The organism is Polaromonas sp. CG_9.5 (assembly GCF_035984465.1).
Lineage (GTDB): Bacteria > Pseudomonadota > Gammaproteobacteria > Burkholderiales > Burkholderiaceae_C > Polaromonas.
Window position 1 is genome coordinate 92,747 of the sequence record NZ_JAXCHR010000003.1, and the last position, 19,287, is coordinate 112,033.

21 protein-coding genes, 1 other RNA gene and 1 riboswitch are annotated in these 19,287 nt (G+C 62.5%); of the genes, 11 read left to right on the forward strand and 11 right to left on the reverse strand.

Translation table 11 applies throughout. The features are described from left to right. The first annotated feature begins 12 nt into the window (after positions 1-12). On the forward strand, positions 13-1,110 hold the full coding sequence (gene aroC, locus RCH06_RS03340; RefSeq protein WP_327080009.1) for a chorismate synthase: 1,098 nt from the start codon (positions 13-15) through the stop codon (positions 1,108-1,110). 406 nt (positions 1,111-1,516) lie between these two features. On the opposite strand, the gene RCH06_RS03345 is transcribed toward aroC, so the two are convergent. Further along, on the reverse strand, positions 1,517-1,906 hold the full coding sequence (locus RCH06_RS03345; RefSeq protein WP_327080010.1) for an SWIB/MDM2 domain-containing protein: 390 nt from the start codon (positions 1,904-1,906) through the stop codon (positions 1,517-1,519). Between the two features lie 65 nt (positions 1,907-1,971). Between RCH06_RS03345 and RCH06_RS03350 the strand changes: the two genes are divergently transcribed. Continuing rightward, the gene (locus RCH06_RS03350) at positions 1,972-2,148 is read left to right on the forward strand and encodes a hypothetical protein (protein WP_327080011.1); all 177 of its coding nucleotides are present in this window, start codon (positions 1,972-1,974) and stop codon (positions 2,146-2,148) included. Then, entirely contained in the window at positions 2,145-2,657 is a 513-nt protein-coding gene (rraA, locus tag RCH06_RS03355) for a ribonuclease E activity regulator RraA (RefSeq protein WP_327080012.1), read from the forward strand. Before RCH06_RS03350 ends, rraA begins: the two co-directional genes overlap by 4 nt. A 31-nt stretch (positions 2,658-2,688) precedes the next feature. Here the strand turns inward: rraA and RCH06_RS03360 are convergent, their stop codons facing one another. The 4 genes from RCH06_RS03360 to RCH06_RS03375 all read right to left on the reverse strand — a co-directional run bounded on the left by RCH06_RS03360 (position 2,689) and on the right by RCH06_RS03375 (position 4,347). Continuing rightward, positions 2,689-3,510, reverse strand: a complete 822-nt coding sequence (locus tag RCH06_RS03360) for a sulfite exporter TauE/SafE family protein (RefSeq protein ID WP_327080013.1) — start codon at positions 3,508-3,510, stop codon at positions 2,689-2,691. 77 nt (positions 3,511-3,587) lie between these two features. Beyond that, a non-coding RNA gene (gene ssrS / locus RCH06_RS03365) (6S RNA) lies at positions 3,588-3,767 on the reverse strand. A 47-nt stretch (positions 3,768-3,814) separates the two neighbouring features. Further along, complete coding sequence (locus RCH06_RS03370) at positions 3,815-4,102, reverse strand: cell division protein ZapA (RefSeq protein ID WP_327080014.1); 288 nt, start codon at positions 4,100-4,102, stop codon at positions 3,815-3,817. Further along, positions 4,099-4,347: a DUF904 domain-containing protein gene (locus tag RCH06_RS03375; RefSeq protein WP_327080015.1), complete on the reverse strand. Its 249-nt coding sequence runs from the start codon at positions 4,345-4,347 to the stop codon at positions 4,099-4,101. Before RCH06_RS03375 ends, RCH06_RS03370 begins: the two co-directional genes overlap by 4 nt. 37 nt (positions 4,348-4,384) lie before the next feature. Beyond that, a riboswitch (cobalamin riboswitch) is annotated at positions 4,385-4,670 on the forward strand. An 84-nt stretch (positions 4,671-4,754) separates the two neighbouring features. On the opposite strand from RCH06_RS03375, the gene RCH06_RS03380 reads away from it, so the two are divergent. From RCH06_RS03380 to RCH06_RS03410, 7 genes are all read left to right on the forward strand, one after another. Next, entirely contained in the window at positions 4,755-6,572 is a 1,818-nt protein-coding gene (locus tag RCH06_RS03380; protein WP_327080016.1) for a TonB-dependent receptor domain-containing protein, read from the forward strand. A gap of 2 nt (positions 6,573-6,574) precedes the next feature. Beyond that, positions 6,575-7,918, forward strand: coding sequence for a cobyrinate a,c-diamide synthase (locus RCH06_RS03385; protein ID WP_327080017.1), 1,344 nt, complete (start codon positions 6,575-6,577; stop codon positions 7,916-7,918). Further along, positions 7,911-8,762 carry a cobalamin-binding protein gene (locus RCH06_RS03390; RefSeq protein WP_327080018.1) on the forward strand — a complete coding sequence of 284 codons (852 nt, stop codon included), beginning with the start codon at positions 7,911-7,913 and terminating at the stop codon, positions 8,760-8,762. The genes RCH06_RS03385 and RCH06_RS03390 overlap by 8 nt, the downstream gene beginning before the upstream one ends. Beyond that, on the forward strand, positions 8,755-9,345 hold the full coding sequence (gene cobU / locus RCH06_RS03395) for a bifunctional adenosylcobinamide kinase/adenosylcobinamide-phosphate guanylyltransferase (protein WP_327080019.1): 591 nt from the start codon (positions 8,755-8,757) through the stop codon (positions 9,343-9,345). The genes RCH06_RS03390 and cobU overlap by 8 nt, the downstream gene beginning before the upstream one ends. A gap of 68 nt (positions 9,346-9,413) precedes the next feature. Beyond that, on the forward strand, positions 9,414-10,274 hold the full coding sequence (locus RCH06_RS03400) for an ABC transporter substrate-binding protein (protein WP_327080020.1): 861 nt from the start codon (positions 9,414-9,416) through the stop codon (positions 10,272-10,274). Continuing rightward, entirely contained in the window at positions 10,271-11,290 is a 1,020-nt protein-coding gene (locus RCH06_RS03405) for a FecCD family ABC transporter permease (protein ID WP_327080021.1), read from the forward strand. The genes RCH06_RS03400 and RCH06_RS03405 overlap by 4 nt, the downstream gene beginning before the upstream one ends. A 23-nt stretch (positions 11,291-11,313) precedes the next feature. Further along, a complete protein-coding gene (locus RCH06_RS03410; RefSeq protein ID WP_327080022.1) occupies positions 11,314-12,081 on the forward strand; it encodes an ABC transporter ATP-binding protein in 768 nt (255 codons plus the stop codon). Positions 12,082-12,168: 87 nt separating this feature from the next. Here the strand turns inward: RCH06_RS03410 and RCH06_RS03415 are convergent, their stop codons facing one another. From RCH06_RS03415 to RCH06_RS03430, 4 genes are read right to left on the reverse strand one after another with little or no spacing between them, the layout of a single operon-like run. Then, positions 12,169-13,086 (reverse strand): dihydrodipicolinate synthase family protein, encoded by a 918-nt coding sequence (locus RCH06_RS03415; RefSeq protein ID WP_327080023.1) that lies wholly within the window; start codon positions 13,084-13,086, stop codon positions 12,169-12,171. A 2-nt stretch (positions 13,087-13,088) separates the two neighbouring features. Next, positions 13,089-14,261, reverse strand: a complete 1,173-nt coding sequence (locus tag RCH06_RS03420) for an L-rhamnonate dehydratase (RefSeq protein ID WP_327080024.1) — start codon at positions 14,259-14,261, stop codon at positions 13,089-13,091. Positions 14,262-14,277: 16 nt separating this feature from the next. Next, positions 14,278-15,297: a 4-hydroxythreonine-4-phosphate dehydrogenase PdxA gene (locus RCH06_RS03425; protein ID WP_327080025.1), complete on the reverse strand. Its 1,020-nt coding sequence runs from the start codon at positions 15,295-15,297 to the stop codon at positions 14,278-14,280. Positions 15,298-15,301: 4 nt separating this feature from the next. Next, on the reverse strand, positions 15,302-16,264 hold the full coding sequence (locus RCH06_RS03430; RefSeq protein ID WP_327080026.1) for a Bug family tripartite tricarboxylate transporter substrate binding protein: 963 nt from the start codon (positions 16,262-16,264) through the stop codon (positions 15,302-15,304). 139 nt (positions 16,265-16,403) lie between these two features. Between RCH06_RS03430 and RCH06_RS03435 the strand changes: the two genes are divergently transcribed. Beyond that, a complete protein-coding gene (locus RCH06_RS03435; protein WP_327080027.1) occupies positions 16,404-17,345 on the forward strand; it encodes a LysR family transcriptional regulator in 942 nt (313 codons plus the stop codon). A gap of 98 nt (positions 17,346-17,443) precedes the next feature. Here RCH06_RS03435 and RCH06_RS03440 read toward each other — a convergent pair whose 3' ends face one another. Together RCH06_RS03440 and RCH06_RS03445 are read right to left on the reverse strand one after the other, a co-directional pair. Continuing rightward, positions 17,444-17,587, reverse strand: coding sequence for a DUF3149 domain-containing protein (locus RCH06_RS03440; protein ID WP_327080028.1), 144 nt, complete (start codon positions 17,585-17,587; stop codon positions 17,444-17,446). 263 nt (positions 17,588-17,850) lie between these two features. Next, on the reverse strand, positions 17,851-19,287 hold the full coding sequence (locus RCH06_RS03445; protein WP_327080029.1) for an efflux transporter outer membrane subunit: 1,437 nt from the start codon (positions 19,285-19,287) through the stop codon (positions 17,851-17,853).

The following is a 19,287-nucleotide window of genomic DNA, read 5'->3' on the forward strand; positions in this document are numbered from 1 at the left end:
ATAATCCGCGCCATGAGTGGAAATACCTTTGGAACCCTATTCGCAGTCACCAACTTTGGTGAATCCCACGGCCCGGCTATTGGCTGCATCATTGACGGCTGCCCGCCGGGCATGTCGCTGACTGAGGCGGACATTCAGGACGACCTGGACCGGCGCCGGCCCGGCACCAGTCGCCACGTCACCCAGCGCAACGAGCCCGATACGGTCGAAATCCTGTCGGGCGTGTACCAGGGCAAGACCACCGGCACGCCGATCTGCCTGTTGATCAAAAACACCGATCAGCGCAGCAAGGACTACGGCAACATCCTGGACACCTTTCGGCCCGGCCATGCCGACTACACCTACTTGCACAAATACGGCCTGCGCGACCCGCGCGGCGGTGGCCGTTCGTCGGCCCGGCTGACAGCGCCGATGGTGGCGGCGGGCGCGGTGGCCAAGAAATGGCTGCTTGAACAGTACGGCACCACCTTTCGCGGCTGCATGGCGCAAATCGGCGAGGCGGTGATTCCGTTTGAGTCCTGGGAGCATGTGCCGAACAACCCGTTTTTTGCCCCCAGCGCCGACGTGTCCCACCTTGAAAACTACATGGACGCGCTGCGCAAGGCCGGCGATTCGTGCGGCGCGCGCATTCGCGTGGTGGCCTCTGGCGTGCCGGTCGGCCTGGGCGAGCCGCTGTTTGACAAGCTCGATGCCGACATTGCCTTTGCCATGATGGGCATCAATGCGGTCAAGGGTGTGGAGATTGGCGCGGGGTTTGGCGCGGTCACGCAGCGCGGCACGACGCATGGTGATTCGTTGACGCCCGAAGGCTTCCTCTCGAACAATGCCGGCGGCGTGCTGGGCGGCATCAGCACCGGGCAGGACCTGGAGGTGACGATTGCCATCAAGCCGACCAGTTCCATCATCACGCCGCGCCAGTCGATCGATACCGACGGCAACCCGGCCGAGGTGGTGACCAAGGGCCGTCACGACCCCTGCGTCGGCATTCGCGCCACGCCGATTGCCGAAGCCATGCTGGCGCTTGTCGTCATGGAGCATGCCTTGCGCCAGCGCGCCCAGTGCGGCGATGTGAAGGTCAGTACGCCGGACATCATGCGCAGCCGGGGCTGAACGGGCAAGGTTGCCTGCCTGCGCCCACGCTAACAGGGTTGGGGAAAAGGCTTGTGCATCACAACACCGGTCCGGTCACGGGGCTGGAAGGTGAGTCCAGGCTGCTCGATTTGCTCTACTGGCCTTGTGGGTGTGTTTTCGCCACATCACCCGCATCGTGCGGCCCGTCACGGGCAGCGTGGATGCCTGAAGGATGCGTGAAAATTGTTGATTAGTGATAAGACAGGCCTCTTGCGCAATAGCAGAAAGCGCTTACAGCTATTAAATAAGTAGCGCGGCAGAACGCTTTCCTCGTCGATCAAACTGCAGCCGCTTGCGCATCCCCATTCAAGCCGAACGCTGATTTGCAGACAGCCATAAAAAAAGCCGCTGAACAGCGGCTTTTTGACGGACAGAAAAGTGCCGTTTATTTGACGTGCTTGCCGATCAGGCCAGCCATCTCGAACATGGATACTTGGGGCTTGCCGAAAACAGCCAGCAGTTTTGCGTCTGCATTGATCATGCGCTTGTTGGCCTGGTCTTGCAGATTGTTGGCCTTGATGTAGACCCACAGCTTGCTGACGATTTCAGTGCGTGGCAAAGGCTTGTCGCCGACCACAGCCGACAACTCGGGGCTCAATGTCAGCGCTTTCATGAACGCTGGGTTCGGTGTGCGCTTCTTGGCTGGCACGGCCGCTTTGGTGTCTGCTGCAGCGTCCTTGGCAGGGCTGGCTTTTTTGGCAGGTGCTACTTTTTTTGCAGCGACAGTTTTTTCAGGGGCCGCTTTTTTTGCTGGTGCTTTGGGGGCAGTTGCCATGATGGATTCCTTCTAGACAGTTGACAGATCGCTACCCGAAGAACCACTTCCCCGGGGCTTAACGCATGCTACTAAAGAAAATCCGGTTTGAAAGCGGAAAAACACTTTATTTCCAGCCTCATTCAGAAGATTTAGCCCTGAAAATCAAAAAATCACTGTTTGCGTGTCGCGCTGAGCCTTATGCAGCGGCGCAACTACCCGAAAAATCCTTCACTCTTTTGCTGAAAGCGAACCCGAAATGACCCTTGCCCCTTCTGTTGCGTTCGCAACCTGCGATCTTTGCGATGTTCATAAAAACGACTCTTCGGGCCAGTTCCGGGTGCTGCCGCCCGTGTTCAAAAATTTCGGCGGCATGGCCCGGTTCAGCGGGCCCGTGTCAACAGTGAAATGCTTTGAAGACAATTCGCTGGTCAAGGCTGCGGTGGATTCGCCCGGCGAGGGCCGGGTGCTGGTCGTCGATGGCGGCGCCTCGCTGCGCCGCGCGCTGGTCGGCGGCAACCTGGGCGCTGCAGCGGCCAGAAACGGCTGGGCCGGCGTGGTGGTGGACGGCTGCGTGCGCGACGTGATTGAACTCGCGCAGTGCAGCATCGGCCTACGCGCACTGGCGGCCATGCCGTTACCTACCGAGAAACGCCATGAAGGCCAGCGCGATATCCCTGTGCAGGTTCAGGGCGTGTGGGTTCGGCCAGGGGACTGGCTCTATGCCGACGAAGACGGCATGGTGGTGATGGCGTCGCCGCTCGTCGCCTGAGCCCGTAAGCGTTAACCGGCGTCAGTCAGGCTCAAGCCAGGCTGCTCAAGCCTTTGTAGAGCATGTAGGCCGCCAGCACATACAAAATGCTGGCAAATACGCGCTTGAGCTTGCCGACCGGAATGCTGTGCGCGGCCTTGGCACCCAGCGGTGCCGTCAGAAAACTGCACACCGCAATCACGCCCAGTGCCGGCAGCCAGATGTAGCCAAAAGAATTTTCCGGCAGGTTTTGCACCGTTTGTCCGCTGATGACGTAGCCCAAGACATTGGCTAAAGCAATCGGAAAACCCAGGGCGGCAGAGGTGGCGACGGCGTTGTGAATTTTGACGTTGCACCAGGTCATGAAGGGCACGCTGATAAAACCGCCGCCCGCACCCACCAGGCCAGACAGAAAACCAATAAAACCGCCCGCCGCCAGTTGTCCTGCAGTACCGGGCATCTGGCGCGTTGGTTTGGGTTTTTTATCGAGGAACATCTGCGTGGCGGAAAAGCTCACAAACAAGCCAAAGAAAATGGCCAGATAAGAGCCCTTGAGCAGTGAAAAAACGCCTAGGCTGCCGACGATGCTGCCCAGCACGATGCCGGGAGACAACCGCTTGACGATGTCCCACCGGACAGCGCCGCGTCGATGGTGCGCGCGAACGCTGGACAGCGAGGTGAAAATGATGGTCGCCATGGAGGTGGCAATGGCCATCTTCACGGCCAGGTCGGCAGAGACACCGTAATTGGCCAGAATGATGGTGATGAACGGCACCATCAGCATGCCGCCCCCGATGCCCAGCAGACCGGCCAGAAAGCCGGTACACACACCGAGCGTAGCAAGCTCAACAATCAGCAGGGGTCCGAGAATCATGGCGCGTGTCGTTCAGGCGTTGAAGTGCCCGGCGCGTTTTAACCAAAACGGTGAGCGGCTTCAAGCGGGAGGCATAAAAGGTGTCTGCGAATGCCACCGGACCGTCATCCTGAACCGGGGTTCAGGTGGGCGAGGGCAGTCAGGCTTCGGGTTCGTCTGACGCGAGACGATCACGCCAGCCTGACAATTTACCAAGCCCGTGCTCGTGGAGCATTGGTTCAAGGAAATATAAAGCCCGGTGCGCATCGCAGACCGCTTAATTGTAGGCTTTACAGCCCTTGGTTAAAGCCAAAAGCTGGAAACATTACGGCTTCGGGCTTTCAGCGGCCAGCGCGGTGTCCAGCCGCTGCAGCAAGGCTTGCAGCGCCGCATCGGGCACGTCCGCCACTGGCGCTGGCTCAAGCAGTTGAAAGGCAAGATTGAGCGCTGCCAGCACGGTAATGCGGTCGCGCGCCTTGACTTTTCCTGCATCGCGAATTTTGCACATGGCAATGTCGACCTTTTTGACGGCTTCAAACAGTTGGGGTTCACTGTTTTCAGGGCAGCTCAGCAGGTAGTTATGCCCCATGATTTGTACTTCCAGCTGTTTCATCGCGCAGGGTCCAGGGGGGTATTGACAAGAGGTTCGGCGCTCTCGGGCAGGCGTTTGACCAGGGCGTCCACGCGGGCGCGTGAAGCACTTAGCCGCGACTTCAGCGAGTCACGCTCCTGTGTCAGTGCGCTGACTTGTTGGCCTAACTGCGCGTTGCTGCGCAGCAATTTTTCGTAGCGCAGCAAAAGCTGCTCTACGCGCTCGGTAATTTGGTCGATTTGGGTAACTTGGTTTGGGTTCGGCATGGAACTTCCGATTGTAGGGTTTGCAGCATTTTGCCGCGTAGAATCTCGCCTGTTGGTGCTCGCGGCGTGGTTCACAGGCTGCAGTTCAACGGGAAGCAGGGGGAAGTCAACGCCATGCGCGCCGGATCAAACCGGTTTGCCAAGCGCTTTGACCTCTAACCTGCGCTGCCCCCGCAACGGTAAACGGACGACTGCAGCACCCTGAAAAATAGGGGCTGCAGTCAGTTTTCATCATGAGCCACTGAGCGTTTTGAACACGTGCTCGGGAAGGCGATGAAAGCAGTTCCGCCAGCCCGGATACCGGCCAACAACGTGAAGGCGCATGTTTTGTAAAAAGGCATGCGCCTTCGTAACGCTCATGCACTGGCGGGGACGCTGGTGACGGCATTTTGTCGCTGGTTCGATTCATGAAAACTTGTTTTTTTAGCGCACGCCTGGCCGTGCTGCCTTTGGCCTTGGCTGCTGCATTTCCGTCTTTTGCCCAAACGCAGGCCACTCCTCAACTCGCAGAAACCGTCGTGACGGCCACGCGCGTGGCGCAGCCGCTGAGCGATGTGGTGGCCGACGTAAGCATCATTGACCGCGCGCAAATCGAACGCAGCGGCGCGGTGGGCGTGGCCGATGTGCTCAAGCGCCTGCCCGGCATTGAAATTACACGCAACGGCGGCCCTGGTGCCACGACCAGCGTGTTCTTGCGCGGCGCTGAATCACGGTTTACCGCTGTTTACATTGACGGCGTGCGGATCGATTCCCAGGCGACCGGCGGCGCGGCCTGGGAGGCCATTCCGCTGGCGCTGATTGACCGCATCGAAGTGCTGCGTGGCCCGGCCGCTGCTGTTTACGGCTCGGACGCGCTGGGCGGCGTGATCCAGTTCTTCACCAGGCGCGGCGAAACCGGCTTTTCCCCCTATGCCGGTGTCGGCGTGGGTACTTACAACACGCGCAAGCTGGAGGCCGGTTTCAGCGGTGCCAGCGGGGCTTTTGACTACGCGCTGGGTCTGGCGCATGAAAAAAGCGATGGCTTCAACGCGCGTCCCATTGCCGGGCAAAATCCCGACAAGGACGGCTACCGCAACCAGTCAGCCAACCTCCGGCTGGGCTTTCAGATCAACAAGGCGCAGCGCCTTGAAGCGACCTATCTGTCGAGTGACGGCAATTCGGGCTATGACAACAGCCTGCGCGCGGACGACCGCAATCTGCACAAGCTCCAAACGCTGGGCCTGAACTGGCAAGCGCAGTGGACCGAAGCCTGGAGCACCCGGCTGTCAGTGACTGAATCCACAGACCGCTATGAAACCACCCCTTCACCTTACCTGACCGAGACGCGCCTGCGCGGCTACACGCTCCTGAACGAAGTGCGTTTGGGCGAGCATCTGCTGACCGCAGCCTTGGAACGCAAGGAAGACCACCTGAAAAACGCCCCCATTGACCAGGGCCGCTCGCAAAACGCGCTGGCGCTGGGCTATGGCTTCAGCCATCAGGCACACACCGTCCAGCTCAATGTTCGCCATGACAAAGACAGCGAATTTGGTGGCAAGACCACCGGCAGCGCTGCCTACGCCTACGCCTTTACGCCCGCCTGGCGAGCAACCGCCTCAGCCGGAACGGCATTTCGTGCGCCGACGCTCTACCAGCGGTTCAGTCAATACGGCGTGGCCACGCTGGTGCCTGAAAAAAGCCGCAACGTCGAACTCGGCCTGCGCTGGGCGCAGGGTGCCAGCAGCGCGGGGCTGGTGGCGTATCGCAACAAGGTGGACAACCTGATCACCTTTGCCGGTGCGGGCGGCTGCATCTCGACATTTGGCTGCTATTCCAACACGGCGCGTGCCGAGTATTCGGGCGCCACGCTGTCGGCCGCGCATGCCATGAACGGCGTCAACCTGGCGGCTTCGCTGGATGTGCAAAACCCGCGCGACCTTGCCACCGGGAAATCGTTGGCCCGCCGCGCCAAAGAGCACGCCACCCTGAGCGCCGACACCCGCGTCGCCAACTGGCAGCTGGGCGCCGAAGCGCAGTTTTCGGGCAAGCGCTTTGACGATGCGGCCAATACCCGCGTCCTGAGCGGCTACAGCTTGGTGAACCTGAGCGCCAGCACGCCGATTTCCAAAGACTGGACGCTCTTGGCGCGCATTGACAACCTGGCCGACAAAAAATACGAAGTGGCGCGTACTTATGGCACCGCCGGTCGCACGTTCTATGCCGGCGTGAAGTGGGCACCGAAATAAGCATGGCCCGCTGCCCCGCCATCCTCATCGCCGCCCCGGCTTCCGGCCAGGGCAAGACCACGGTGGCCTGCGCGCTCGCCCGGCTGCATGCGCGGCAGGGCCGCCAGGTGCGCGTTTTCAAGTGCGGCCCGGATTTTCTGGACCCGTACTGGCTGACGCTGGCCAGCGGCGCGCCAGTCCATCAGCTCGATTTGTGGATGACCGGCGAGGCCGACTGCGCGCAACGTCTGCACGCTGCCGCGCAAGACGCTGACCTCATCATTGTCGAAGGCGTGATGGGGCTGTTTGACGGCCAGCCCAGCGCCGCTGATCTGGCGCAGCGCTTTGGTTTGAAGGTCGTCGCGGTGATTGATGCCAGCGCGATGGCCGGAACCTTTGGCGCGCTGGCCTGGGGCTTGCAGCATTACCGCGAAGGCTTGAGCTTTGCTGGCGTGCTGGCCAACCGGGTGGCGTCCCCCGGCCATGCCGTGATGCTGGAAGACAGCCTGCGCGACCCGGCCCAATGGCTGGGCGCCCTGATGCGCAATGAAGCCTTGACGCTGCCCGAGCGGCATCTGGGCCTGGTGATGGACCATGAACTGGGCGATGCACTTCAGCGGCTGGATGCAGCGGCCGATGCGCTGGCGGCTACGCGACTCGGGCAGATGTCGGGCGACGACCTGCAAGCCTGGGCGGTTGACTTTCAGGGCCGTGATGCGCCAGCGCAGGACTTTCCCGCCGGCGCATTGCAGGGCCACACGATTGCCGTCGCCCGCGATGCAGCCTTTTGCTTTTTGTATGCCGCCAACATCGACTGCCTGCAGGAGATGGGTGCCGAACTGGTGTATTTTTCACCGCTGGCAGATGATGCACTGCCGGACTGCGACGCGCTCTGGTTGCCCGGCGGTTACCCCGAACTGCATGGCCAAATGCTCAGCGCCAACAGCACCATGAAAAGCAGCATCACCGCGCACGTTCAGGCCGGCAAGCCGGTCTGGGCCGAGTGCGGCGGCATGATGGCCTTGTTTGATGAAATCATCGACACCGACGGCGTCAGCCAGCCGATGTGGGGCGTCCTGCCCGGCCGCGTGACGATGCAAAAGCGGCTCGCTGCACTGGGGCCGCAGCAGCTGTACATGCCGGGCGGTACCTTGCGCGGTCACACCTTTCACTATTCCACCTGCGCCACGCCGCTGCCCGCTGCCCGCCGCACCCAGGCCGCGCCGGGGCGCACCTTGCGCGGTGAAGGCGAGGCGCTGTATGTCTCGGGTCCGACGGGCGCGGTCAAGGCGAGTTATTTTCATGCCTGGTTTACGTCCAGCCCGGCTGCGGCGGCGCGCCTGTTTTTGAAGGACGACCATGACTGACACCGCAAGCGACTGGCGCAAATGGGCCGCCAGCAAAGACACCTCGGCCTACGGCCCGCAGCGCATCGTCTGCCTGACCGAAGAGCCCACCGAATGGCTGTATCTGCTGGGCGAAGAGCGCCGCATCGTCGGCATCTCGGGCTACACCGTGCGTCCGCCGCGCGCCAGAGACGAAAAGCCCAAGGTCAGCGCCTACCTGAGCGCCAAGATCGACAAGATTGTTGATTTGAAGCCCGACTGTGTCATCGGCTTTTCAGACCTGCAGGCCGACATTGCCGCGCAGCTGATTCGCCATGGCATCCAGGTCACCATCTTCAACCAGCGCAGCGTGGCCGAGATTTTCTCGATGATGTACCAGCTCGCCGCGATGGTCGGGCAGGTCGAGCGCGGCATGGTGCTGATCGGGCAAATGCAGCAGCGGCTGCTGGCCATCGAGCAGGCGGCGCGTTCACTCAAGCGCCGCCCCAAGGTGTTTTTCGAGGAATGGCACGACCCGCACATCAGCTGCATCGCCTGGGTGTCCGAGTTGGTCGGCATTGCCGGCGGCGACGACTGCTTTCCTGAACTGGCCAAAGAGCCGATGGGCAAGGGCCGCATCATTGCCGACGGGCTGGAGATTGTGCAGCGTGCGCCCGACATTATTTTTGGCTCCTGGTGCGGCAAGAAATTCCGACCCGAACTTGTTGCCGCACGGCCCGGATGGGAAAACGTGCCGGCCATCAAAAACAATCAGCTGTTCGAGATCAAGTCGTCCGAAATCCTGCAGCCCGGCCCGGCCGCGCTGACCGATGGCGTGGAAAAGCTGCACAAGTTCATCCTCGGTTGGAATGCAGCACATGGATGAGTTGCTGTCCGCCGCCCGCAGCGAGCTGATTTTGGGTGGCCAAAAAAGCGGCAAGTCGCGCCGCGCCGAATTGCTGGCGCGCAGCTGGCTGGCGCAATCGCCGTCGCATCAAGCCGTGATGATCGCCACCGCCCAGCCGTGGGACGAGGAAATGCGCGAACGCATTGCGCGCCACCAAGTTGACCGCGCCGCGCGTGTGCCGGGCATGCACACCGTTGAAGAGCCGCTGGCGCTGGGCGAAACCCTGGCGTGTCATAGCCAGCCGCAAACCCTAGTCGTGGTGGATTGCCTGACGCTGTGGCTGACCAATTTGCTCATGCCCGCCGAAAATAATGAACAAAATGAGGCTCTGGCGCAAGCTGCACGGCCGCAAATAGCTATGGTTTTAGGAGCAATAGAAAACGCCGCCGGCCCGGTCGTGCTGGTTGGCAACGAGATTGGCCTGGGCGTGATTCCGCTCGGGCGCGAAACGCGGGCGTTTGTCGATGCGCTGGGGTTGCTGAACCAGCAAGTGGCGCAGGCCTGCCAGCGCGTGACCTTCATGGCAGCCGGTTTGCCGCTGACTTTGAAAGGCACGGCATGAAGAATTTTTCTTGTTCCACCTCCCGCCGGGTGAGGGCCAGCGCGCTGAAAACTTTCACAACAGCGTTCATGCTGCTGCTCAGCCTGGCCGCACTGGCTCCGGCCCACGCCCTGCAACTCACCGACGACCGGGGCGTCAGCGTCACGCTGGCGCAAAGCCCGCAGCGCATCGTCAGCTTGCTGCCTTCGCTGACCGAAAGCATCTGCGCGCTGGGCGCATGCCAGCGGCTGGTGGGCGTAGACCGCTATTCCAACGACCCGGCCAGTGTCAAAAGCCTGCCCACAGTGGGCGGCGGGCTGGATCCGAACATCGAGGCCATCGTCGCGCTCAGGCCGGATGTGGTGGTGTTGGCCACGTCGTCGCGCGCCACCCAGCGCCTGGAGTCGCTGGGCCTCAAAGTCGTGGCGCTGGAGCCCAAAAGCCATGTCGATGTACAGCGCGTGCTGAAAAAGCTGGGCGCGCTGCTTGACATTCCTGACGCTACGGGCGCTGGCCGTGTCTGGCGCCTCATCGACAGTGGTGTTTCGGCGGCCGCGCAGTCGCTGCCGGCCAGTACCCGCAACACGCGGGTTTATTTTGAAGTCAGCCGGGGGCCTTACGCTGCTGGCGAGTCGTCCTTCATGGGCGAAACGCTGACCCGGCTGGGCGTGAAAAATATCATTCCTGCTGCGCTGGGGCCGTTTCCGCGCATCAACCCGGAGTTCGTGGTGCGCGCCAACCCTGACCTCATCATGGTGAGCAGCCGCAGCGCCGACGCCATGAAAGCCTATCCCGGCTGGGGTGCCATCAAGGCGATTCGCGAGCAGCGCATTTGCGTCTTCACCCCCGAGCAGTCTGACGTGCTGATCCGGCCCGGCCCGCGCATGGCCGAGGCCGCGCGCATCATGGCCGAATGCATCGCGAGCAAGGCCGGGGCTGCAGGCGGATGAGCCTGAGCTTCGCCCGCCAGCACCGCAAGGCGTTTTGGCTGGCCATCGGCTTGGTGGCCGCATCACTCGCTTTGCTGCTGCTGGGCATGAGCGTGGGTAGCACCGGTTTTGACAGCGTGCTGAACATGCGAAACGATGCGCAGGCGCTGCTGATTGTCTCGGAAATCCGCCTGCCGCGCACCCTGGGCGCGTGGCTGGCCGGGGCGCTGCTGGGGCTGGCGGGTGCGGTGGCGCAGGGCCTGTTTCGCAACCCGCTGGCCGACCCGTATTTGCTGGGCAGTGCGTCGGGGGCTTCGCTGGGTGTGGCACTGGCGATGGCGCTGTTTGGCGTGTCGCCGCTGGCCACGCACTGGCTGGCGCGCATCGGGCTGACGGGGGCGGCTTTTGTCGGCGCCGTGCTGGCCGTGCTGCTGACTTTGCTGCTGGCCAAGGGCGTGCAGCACACGCTGCGGCTGCTGCTGGCCGGCGTGATTGTCGGTGTGGTGCTGGGTGCCATCACGTCGCTGATCTTGCTGCTCACGCCCGAAATCATGCAGGCCATGCAGTCTTTCATGCTGGGCAGCACCGCTTTTGTCGGCTGGACGGCCTGCGCCATCATGGGCGCGGTGTTTGCCGTGATGATGCTGGCCGCCTGGATGCTGAGCCACGCGCTTGATGGCCTGGCGCTGGGCGAATCGACCGCGCACAGCCTGGGCCTGCCGCTGCCGCAGATGCGCGCGGCGCTGGTGGCGGTGCTGGCTCTGGCAACCGGCACGGCGGTGGCGCAAACCGGGCTGATTGCCTTTGTCGGCCTGGCCGCGCCGCACCTGGTGCGCTCGGTCGTCAAGACCACGCATGGCCGGCTGATTGGCCTGGCCAGTTTGATGGGCGCGGTGCTGTTGAGCGCCGCCGACATCCTGGCGCGATGGTTGATTGCGCCGCAAGAGCTGCCAGTCGGCGTGCTGACCGCCGTGTTGGGCGGCACTTATTTGCTCTGGCTGATGCACCGAAATACCGGCCGGGGAAACGGGCTGTGACGGCTCCGGCATTCAATGCCGCTATGGATTCAATAGCTATCAGTGCCCGCTCCCTATGCGCAAGGCTCGGAAATGACGAGATATTGCACAGTATTGACCTGGCGTTGCCACGCGGGCGCTGGACCAGCATCGTCGGCCCCAACGGCGCGGGCAAATCAACGCTGCTGAAAGTGCTGGCCGGGTTGCTGACTCACAGTGGCGACGTGACTTTGCTGGGTCAGCCGATGGCCGGAATGCGCGGGCGCCAGCGGGCGCAGCAACTGTCGTGGCTGGGCCAGAACGAAAGCTCGGCGGACGACCTGACGGTCTACGACATAGCCATGCTGGGCCGCCTGCCGTACCAGGCCTGGCTGGCGCCGCCCAGCGCTGCTGACCATGCCGCCGTCGAGCGTGCCTTGCGCGCGACGCAGGCCTGGGACTGGCGCGGCCGGGCGCTGGGCCAGCTCTCCGGCGGCGAACGCCAGCGGGTCTTGCTGGCGCGTGCGCTGGCGGTCGAAGCCGAGGTGTTGTTGATGGACGAGCCGTTGGCCAACCTCGACCCGCCGCACCAGACCGACTGGCTGCTGATGGTGCGCCAGCTGGTCGCCAGCGGCAAGACGGTGGTCAGCGTGCTGCACGAAATCTCTTTTGCCTTGCAGGCCGATGAACTGGTGGTAATGGAAAAAGGCCGCGTGACGCACCACGGCGCTTGCGTGGACGCAGCGACGCACCGCGCGCTTGAAGAGGTGTTTGACCACCGCATCGCCGTGCATCATCTGGCCGGGCAATGGCTGGCTTTGCCGCGAATTTAGTCAATCCCTAGCCACAAAGCGCTGGCGTTGCGCAAGCGCTTTGGGCTTCTTGACCGTATTCGTAGTGAGTTGGTTACGCCCTGCGGTTTATTTACCCCAGCGCAGCACCAGCGGGTCCAGACGCCGAGCGGTTTCCAGCAACCCTTTGCGCACTTCAGGCTGCATGGCCGGAAACGGATGGCGGCCCGCTTCGCAGCTAATGACGCCGCCGGCCTTCATCAGCGCCTTGGCCGTCAAAATGCCGCCCTGGCGGTTTTCACAGTTGATGAGTGGCAGCCAGTGCATGTAATGGTCAGCGGCTTCTTCGTGCTTGCCGGCGGCATAGGCGTCCATGATGCGGCGGATGCCGTCCGGGTAGCCGCCGCCGGTCATCGCGCCGGTCGCGCCCGCGTCCAGGTCGGGCAGCAGCGTGATGGCTTCTTCGCCGTCCCACGGGCCTTCGATGGCGTCGCCGCCCAGCTGGATCAGCTCGCGCAGCTTGGACGCCGCACCGGCTGTTTCCATCTTGAAATACGACACCTGCTTGATCTCTTTGGCCATACGGGCCAGGAAAGCCGGCGACAGCATGGTGCCGCTGACGGGCGCGTCCTGAATCATGATGGGGATGTCGATGGCGTCAGACACGCGGGCGAAGAATTCGTAAATCTGCGCTTCGGGCACGCGAAATGTTGCGCCGTGGTAGGGCGGCAGCACCATCACCATCGCCGCGCCCATATCCTGTGCGTTGCGGCTGCGGGCCGCGCAGATGGACGTGGCGTAGTGCGAGGTGGTGACGATCACCGGCACCCGGCCCGCCACATGCGCCAGCACGGTGCGCGTGATAGTTTCGCGCTCGACATCTGACAACGAGAATTGTTCGGAGTAGTTGGCGTGAATGCACAGGCCGTTGGAGCCTGCGTCAATCATGAAATCAACGCAGCGCTTCTGGCTTTGCAGATCGAGTTCGCCAGTATCGGTAAACGTGGTGGGCACCACCGGAAATACGCCCTTGTAGCGTGCTGTCATGGTCACTCGATGATGTTGAACTGATCCAGAAACTCGGTTTTCAGGGTCAAACCCAGGCCGGGCTTGTTGTCGTCGAGTTGCACAAAGCCGTTTTCGGCCACGGGCTCGCCGTCGAAGATGTAATAGAACAATTCGTTGCCGACTTCCACGTCAAACATCGGAAAGTATTCGCTCATCGGCGAGGCAATTGTGCTCATCGTCAGGTGGTAGTTGTGCATCTGGCCGGCGTGCGGAATGACCGGCACGCTGAACGCTTCGCACAGCGCATTGATCTTGTGCGCCGCCGTGATGCCGCCGACGCGGTTGGTGTCGTACTGCACCACGCTGATGGCTTTTTTGTCCAGCAGCTGCTTGAAGCCGTACAGGCTGAATTCATGCTCGCCGCCTGAAATCGGAATGCTGGTGAGCTGGTTCAACTCGGCGTAGCCGTCGATGTCGTCGGCAATCACGGGTTCTTCCAGCCAGCGCGGCTCGAACTTTTCCAGTTTTGGCAGCATGCGTTTGGCGTATTCCAGGTTCCAGCCCATGTAGCACTCGAGCATCAGGTCGTTGTCGTAGCCGATGACTTCGCGGATCGCTTCGACCGACTTCAGGTTTTCAGCCACGCCCTTTTGCAGGTGCGCCGGGCCATAGCCAAAACGCATCTTGAAAGCAGTAAAGCCCTCGTCCTTGTACTTTTGCGCCTCGGCCTGCATGTCATCGAGGTTGGTGCGGTAGAGCTTCGAGTAATACACCGGGATTTTTTCCTTGGTGCGGCCGCCCAGCAGCTTGAACACCGGCTTGTTGACCGACTTGCCCAGAATGTCCCAGATCGCCAGGTCAATCGCCGAAATCGCCGCCATCGTCACGCCCTTGCGGCCCCAGGCATGGGTTGCGCGGTACATGCGCTGCCAGAGGTATTCGTAATCCCACGGGTCCTGGCCCAACACCAGCGGCGTCAGGAACTGGTCGATGATGGCTTTGGCAATGCTTGGCGCCAGGGCGACATTGCCCAGGCCGATGATGCCGTCGTCGGTTTCAATTTCGACCACGGTCCAGGAGTAAAAGCGGAAAGTGCTCATGGATTCGGTGTTCGAATACACCAGGTCCATGGCGTTGGCGCAAAAATTGCCCTGCGGCGGAACGGTTTTGCCCTTCCACTCAAAAACACGGGCGCGTACGGATTTGATTTTCATGGTGGTGATGCTTTGTTCAGGAATGAAGCCGTGCCGCACCCATGCGGCAGGCGATGCGAAAAGCGTTCAGCGTGGCATTGACATCGGCCACGCCCTGGCCGGCAATGTCGTAGGCCGTGCCGTGCGCCGGCGTGGTGATGGGAATCGGCAGGCCACCTTGCACCGTCACGCCCTTGCTGAAGCCCATCAGCTTGATGGCGATCTGGCCCTGGTCGTGGTACATGGTGACGATGGCCTGGTACTGGCCGTCTCGGGCCTTCAGAAAGATGGTGTCAGCCGGGAAAGGGCCATCGACCGGGAAGCCGCTGGCGCGCAGCGCTTCAATCGCCGGCACGATGATGTCGATTTCCTCGCGTCCGCAGACGCCGCCGTCGCCGCCGTGCGGGTTGAAGGCGGCAATCGCCACCTTCGGATGCGCCGTGCCGCTGGCCTGCAGCGACTGGTAGATCAGCCGGGCCGCGTCCACGATGCGCTCCTGGCTGAGCACGCTGGCCGCGTCTTTCAGCGGAATGTGCGACGACACGCGCGATGTCCACAGGTCGCCGAGCGTGTTGAATTCGCAGAAATAGCCGGTCACGCCCAGGTACTCGGCAAAGTGGTGCAACTCGTCTTCGTGTTTCAAGCCACCGAGCTTCATCGCTTGCTTGTTCAGCGGTGCAAAGCAGATCGCATCGACCTCGCCGCGCTTGGTGCCGTCCATGCACATATCCAGCACCTTGAGCACCGCCGTGCCGCAAGCTGCCTGTGCCTGGCTGCGTTGCACGTCCGCCGGCTGGATCGTGTCAACGGCCAGAAAAGCCGGCAGGCACTGGTCGGCGCGGCTGCGCACGTCGGCCAGCGACGCAACGGCTTGCGTGGCGACAGGTTGCCCGGCGGTGGACTGGCCGTCCTGCCACAGCCAAGGGTCGCCGATCAGCACGATATTGGCGTTGTCCGTGATGCCCGGCTGGCTCAGCAGTCGGGCGATCAGCTCGGGGCCGATGCCGGCTGCGTCGCCCAGGGTCAAGGCGACGACGGGGTTTTGCTGCAGGTTCATGGCGTCAGTCCAGCTTGATGTTTTTCTTGGAGATCAGTTCGCCGTAGCGTTTGTTTTCCGCCGTGTGAAAGGCCGCGAACTGGGCTTGCGTCATGGGCGTCAGGTCGGCGCCGATGGCACCGAGGCGGGCTTGTGTTTCAGGCATCGCCAGCACCTTGGTCACTTCGGTGTAAACGCGGTCTTGCACGGCTTTGGGGGTCGAGGCGGGCATATAAATGCCGTACCAGGCGTTCATTTCCACGCCGTTAAGTCCGGCTTCTGCCATCGTGGGCACGTTGGGCAGCTGTGGATTGCGCTTGGCGCTGGCCACCGCCAGCGGCTTCATGCGGCCGCTCTTGATCTGGCCGATGACCGACGGCATGGTGTCAAAACTCATTTGCACCTGGCCGCCGACCAGGTCAATCAGCGCCGGGCCGCTGCCCCGGTAAGGAATGTGCGTGATGAACACGCCCGATGCATCCTTGAACAATTCGGCGGCAATGTGCTGCGTGCTGCCCGAGCCGCTGGAGGCGTAGTTGAGCTGGCCGGGCTTTTCCTTGGCCAGCTTGACGAGAGACTGGACCGAATCGACCGGCAGGGCGTTGTTGACGACCAGCACGTTGGGCACGGCGCCGACAAACACCACCGGCACCAAGTCTTTGTTGTTGTCGTAGTTCAGCTTGAGCAGGTGCGGCGCAATGGCGTGCGCGGTGGAGACGCCCATGATCATCGTGTGACCGTCGGTGGACTTGGCCACCACGTCAACGGCCAGCGTGTTGGATGCGCCGGGCCGGTTCTCGACCACCACGGCTTGCTTGAGCAGCGGCCCGAGCCGGTCAGCCACCGCACGCGCCATCGCGTCAGTGCCGCCGCCGGGCGCCGAGCCGACCAGAATGCGCACCGGCTTGGTCGGCCATTCCTGGGCGAAGGCAGGCAGCGTGCTGGTGAAGGCGCAGGCGACTGCGAGCAGGGTCAGAACTTTTTTCATCTTGTCTCACGGGTTGTTGTTATGAATCACTGCGCCGATCGTAGTGGGGCAAAAACTTAACGTAAATTGAAAATTAATGATTATTTGATAAGCGCTGGTTATCATTGCCCATCACTTTTTTTGAGCCGGTTTGACGCGCATGAACACCCCTTCTTTGATTCCCCAGCTGCTGAACCGCTTGCGCATGCGGCAGGTTGCGCTGATTCTTGCGGTGGGCGAACACGGCACACTGCGAAAGGCGTCGGCAGAACTCGGCATGACGCAGCCCGCCGCGACCAAGATGATTCAGGAGCTGGAGTCGGCCCTGGGGCAAAAACTGTTTGAGCGGGTAGGGCGCGGACAGAAGCTGACGCCTGCCGGCACCAGTGTGCTGGGTTACTTCACCGGCATGCGGGGCACGCTGGCGTCCATGACGCGGGAGCTGGCCGAGTTGCAGCTGGGCAGCTCAGGCCGGCTGTCGGTGGGCAGCATCATGGCACCGTCGCCGACACTGCTGACGCACGCCATCATTGCGCTGAAAAAAGCCTATCCGCTGCTGTCGCTCGATGTGACGCTAGACACCAGCGACCGCCTGTTTGAGTTGCTGCGCGAAGGCGTGCTGGATGTGGCGATTGGACGGATTCGGGGCGAGCAGTGGGCTGATTACGTATTCACGCCGCTGGAAAACGAGGAACTGGCCGTCGTGGTCGGCGTGCAGCACCCGCTGGCCAGCCGCAAAACTGTGGCGTTTTCCAGCTTGCTCGACTACCCGTGGATATTGCAGCCCACCGGCAGCCCGATGCGCGAAGTGCTGGAGCAGGAGTTCCGGATGCAGCAGGCCCCGTTGCCGCGCGGCTTGATAGAAACCGCGTCCATCCTGACCACGACCAACCTGATTGCCGAAACCGACATGATTGGCGTCGTGCCGCTGTCGATTGCCGGCACGTACGCGCGGCATGGGCTGCTGCGGGTGTTGCCGTGTGCTATCCGGCACAAGATGGAGTCGTTTGGCTCGATTACCCGCCGGGACCGCCCGCTGAGCGAGGCCACGCGGTTTTTTCTGGCGGCACTGCATCAACCGGAAAAGAAGGCTGGTGATTAGCTGAATTGCTACTTATTTTGTAGCTGCCTGCGCCCGCCGGCAGTGCGAAAGCGGCCTGTTTGAGCATTAATCGACGATATTCGAGGCGCGCGGGTGGCTTATTTGCGTGGTGCGGTCGGGTCGTGCTTCATCTTGCCCATGAACAGGCGAAGAAAGAACACGCCCATGCCCATCATGAAGAAAATACCGATGATGCTCATCAGGCCATAGTCGGTAGAAAACAAATCAATCAGCAGTTTCATGGCGGTCACTTCCTTGGTTCCATGCACTATCCCCTATTCGACTCAGGGCCATGCTGATCCAGGTCAACAATGCGGCGGTTGAAAGTGCGTTTCAGCGCGGCATGGCAGGGTGCCAGGTTCGCCCAGACCGGCATAACACAGGTTTTATGCATCAAACAGGCCGCTGGTGCAACAGCTGCGGGCGCAAGCAGCTATTTAAAGCATAGCAATACGCTCAGCCCGCTCCAGCCGCATTCAACGTGACGTGCCACCCGCCACCCGCTTTATTGCCCCGCTTGCCAGCCGCAGCCCAGCGACTGGATTAGCGCCACTGCCGTGGTTTGCCGGTCGGCCATCGCTTGCACCAGCGCGCGGCGGGCGCTCAGGGCTGTGGCTTGGGCGGTAATCACTTCGGTGTAGCTGACCTGGCCGCTGCGGTAGCGGTTGAGCACTTGCTGCTCGACCTGGTCAGCGGCTTGTGACGCCTGACGGCGCAAGTCTTGCTGGGCCAGCAGCACGCGCGTGGCGGCCAATTGGTCTTCCACGCCCTGAAACGCGGTCAACACGGTTTGCCGGTAACGGGCCACGGCCTGCGCATGCGCGGCTTCGCTGCCTTCGACGCGGGCGGTGGTCGCGCCGGCATTGAACAGGGTTTGTGCCGCCGACAAGCCAATCGACCAGACGCTGGTGGACGCGCTGAACAGGTCGGCCAGCCGGCTCGCGCCGAATCCGTACGACGCGCCCAGCGGCAAACTGGGGTAATAGGCGCTTCTCGCAATACCGATTTGTTCGTTGGCCACGGCCACGCGGCGTTCGGCGGCGGCAATGTCGGGGCGGCGCTGGAGCAAGGTGGACGGAACGCCGACCGGCACGTCAGGCACTGACGGATTCCACGCGGCACGGGCCAGCGAGAAATTGCCCGGCGCTTCGCCCACCAGCACGGCAATGGCGTGTTCCAGCTGCGCGCGCTGGCGCACCAGCCCGGCGTCGTCAGCCTGGGCATTGGCCAGTTGGGTTTGCGATTGCAGCACGTCGGTTTTGGCGACAATGCCGGCGGCGTAGCGGTTTTGCGTGATCTCCAGCGTGCGCCGGTAGCCGGTCAGCGTGGTTTGCAGCAGCGCTTGTTGCGCATCGACCTGGCGCAGCGTGAGGTAGTTGACGGCCAGTTCGCCCTGCGCCGACAGCCGGGCCGACGCCAGGTCCGCCGCGCTGGCTTGGGCGCTGGCCGAGGCGCTGTCCACCGCGCGGCCCAGTCGGCCCCAGACATCGGGCTCCCAACTCGCGCCGATGCTGGCGCTGAAGTTGTTGCCAGTGCGCCCGCCGCTGCTGCTGGTGGCGTTGCTGCCCGAACTGCTGTGCGAGCGGTTGGCACCGCCGTTCAGCGTGACGGAGGGAAACAGGGACGCCCGCTGTTCACGCACCAGTGCGCGTGCCTGGGCATAAGCGCCGACGGCGGCGGCGACGTTCTGGTTCGACACCTCGACCCGCGCGGCCAGCTGGTCGAGCACCGGATCGCCGAACAATGACCACCACGGGCCGCGCGCCAAAGTATCGGCGGGGGCGGCGGGCACCCAGCCCTCGGCCTCCTTAAAGGTGCTGATGTCCGGCGTGGACGGGCGCTGGTAGTCGGGCCCGACGGCGCAGCCGCTGAGTAGCAAGGCCAGCAGGGCGGCCAGCATGAAAGGCTGCCGGGCGGGATAAAAATGCGTTTTCGGTTGCAT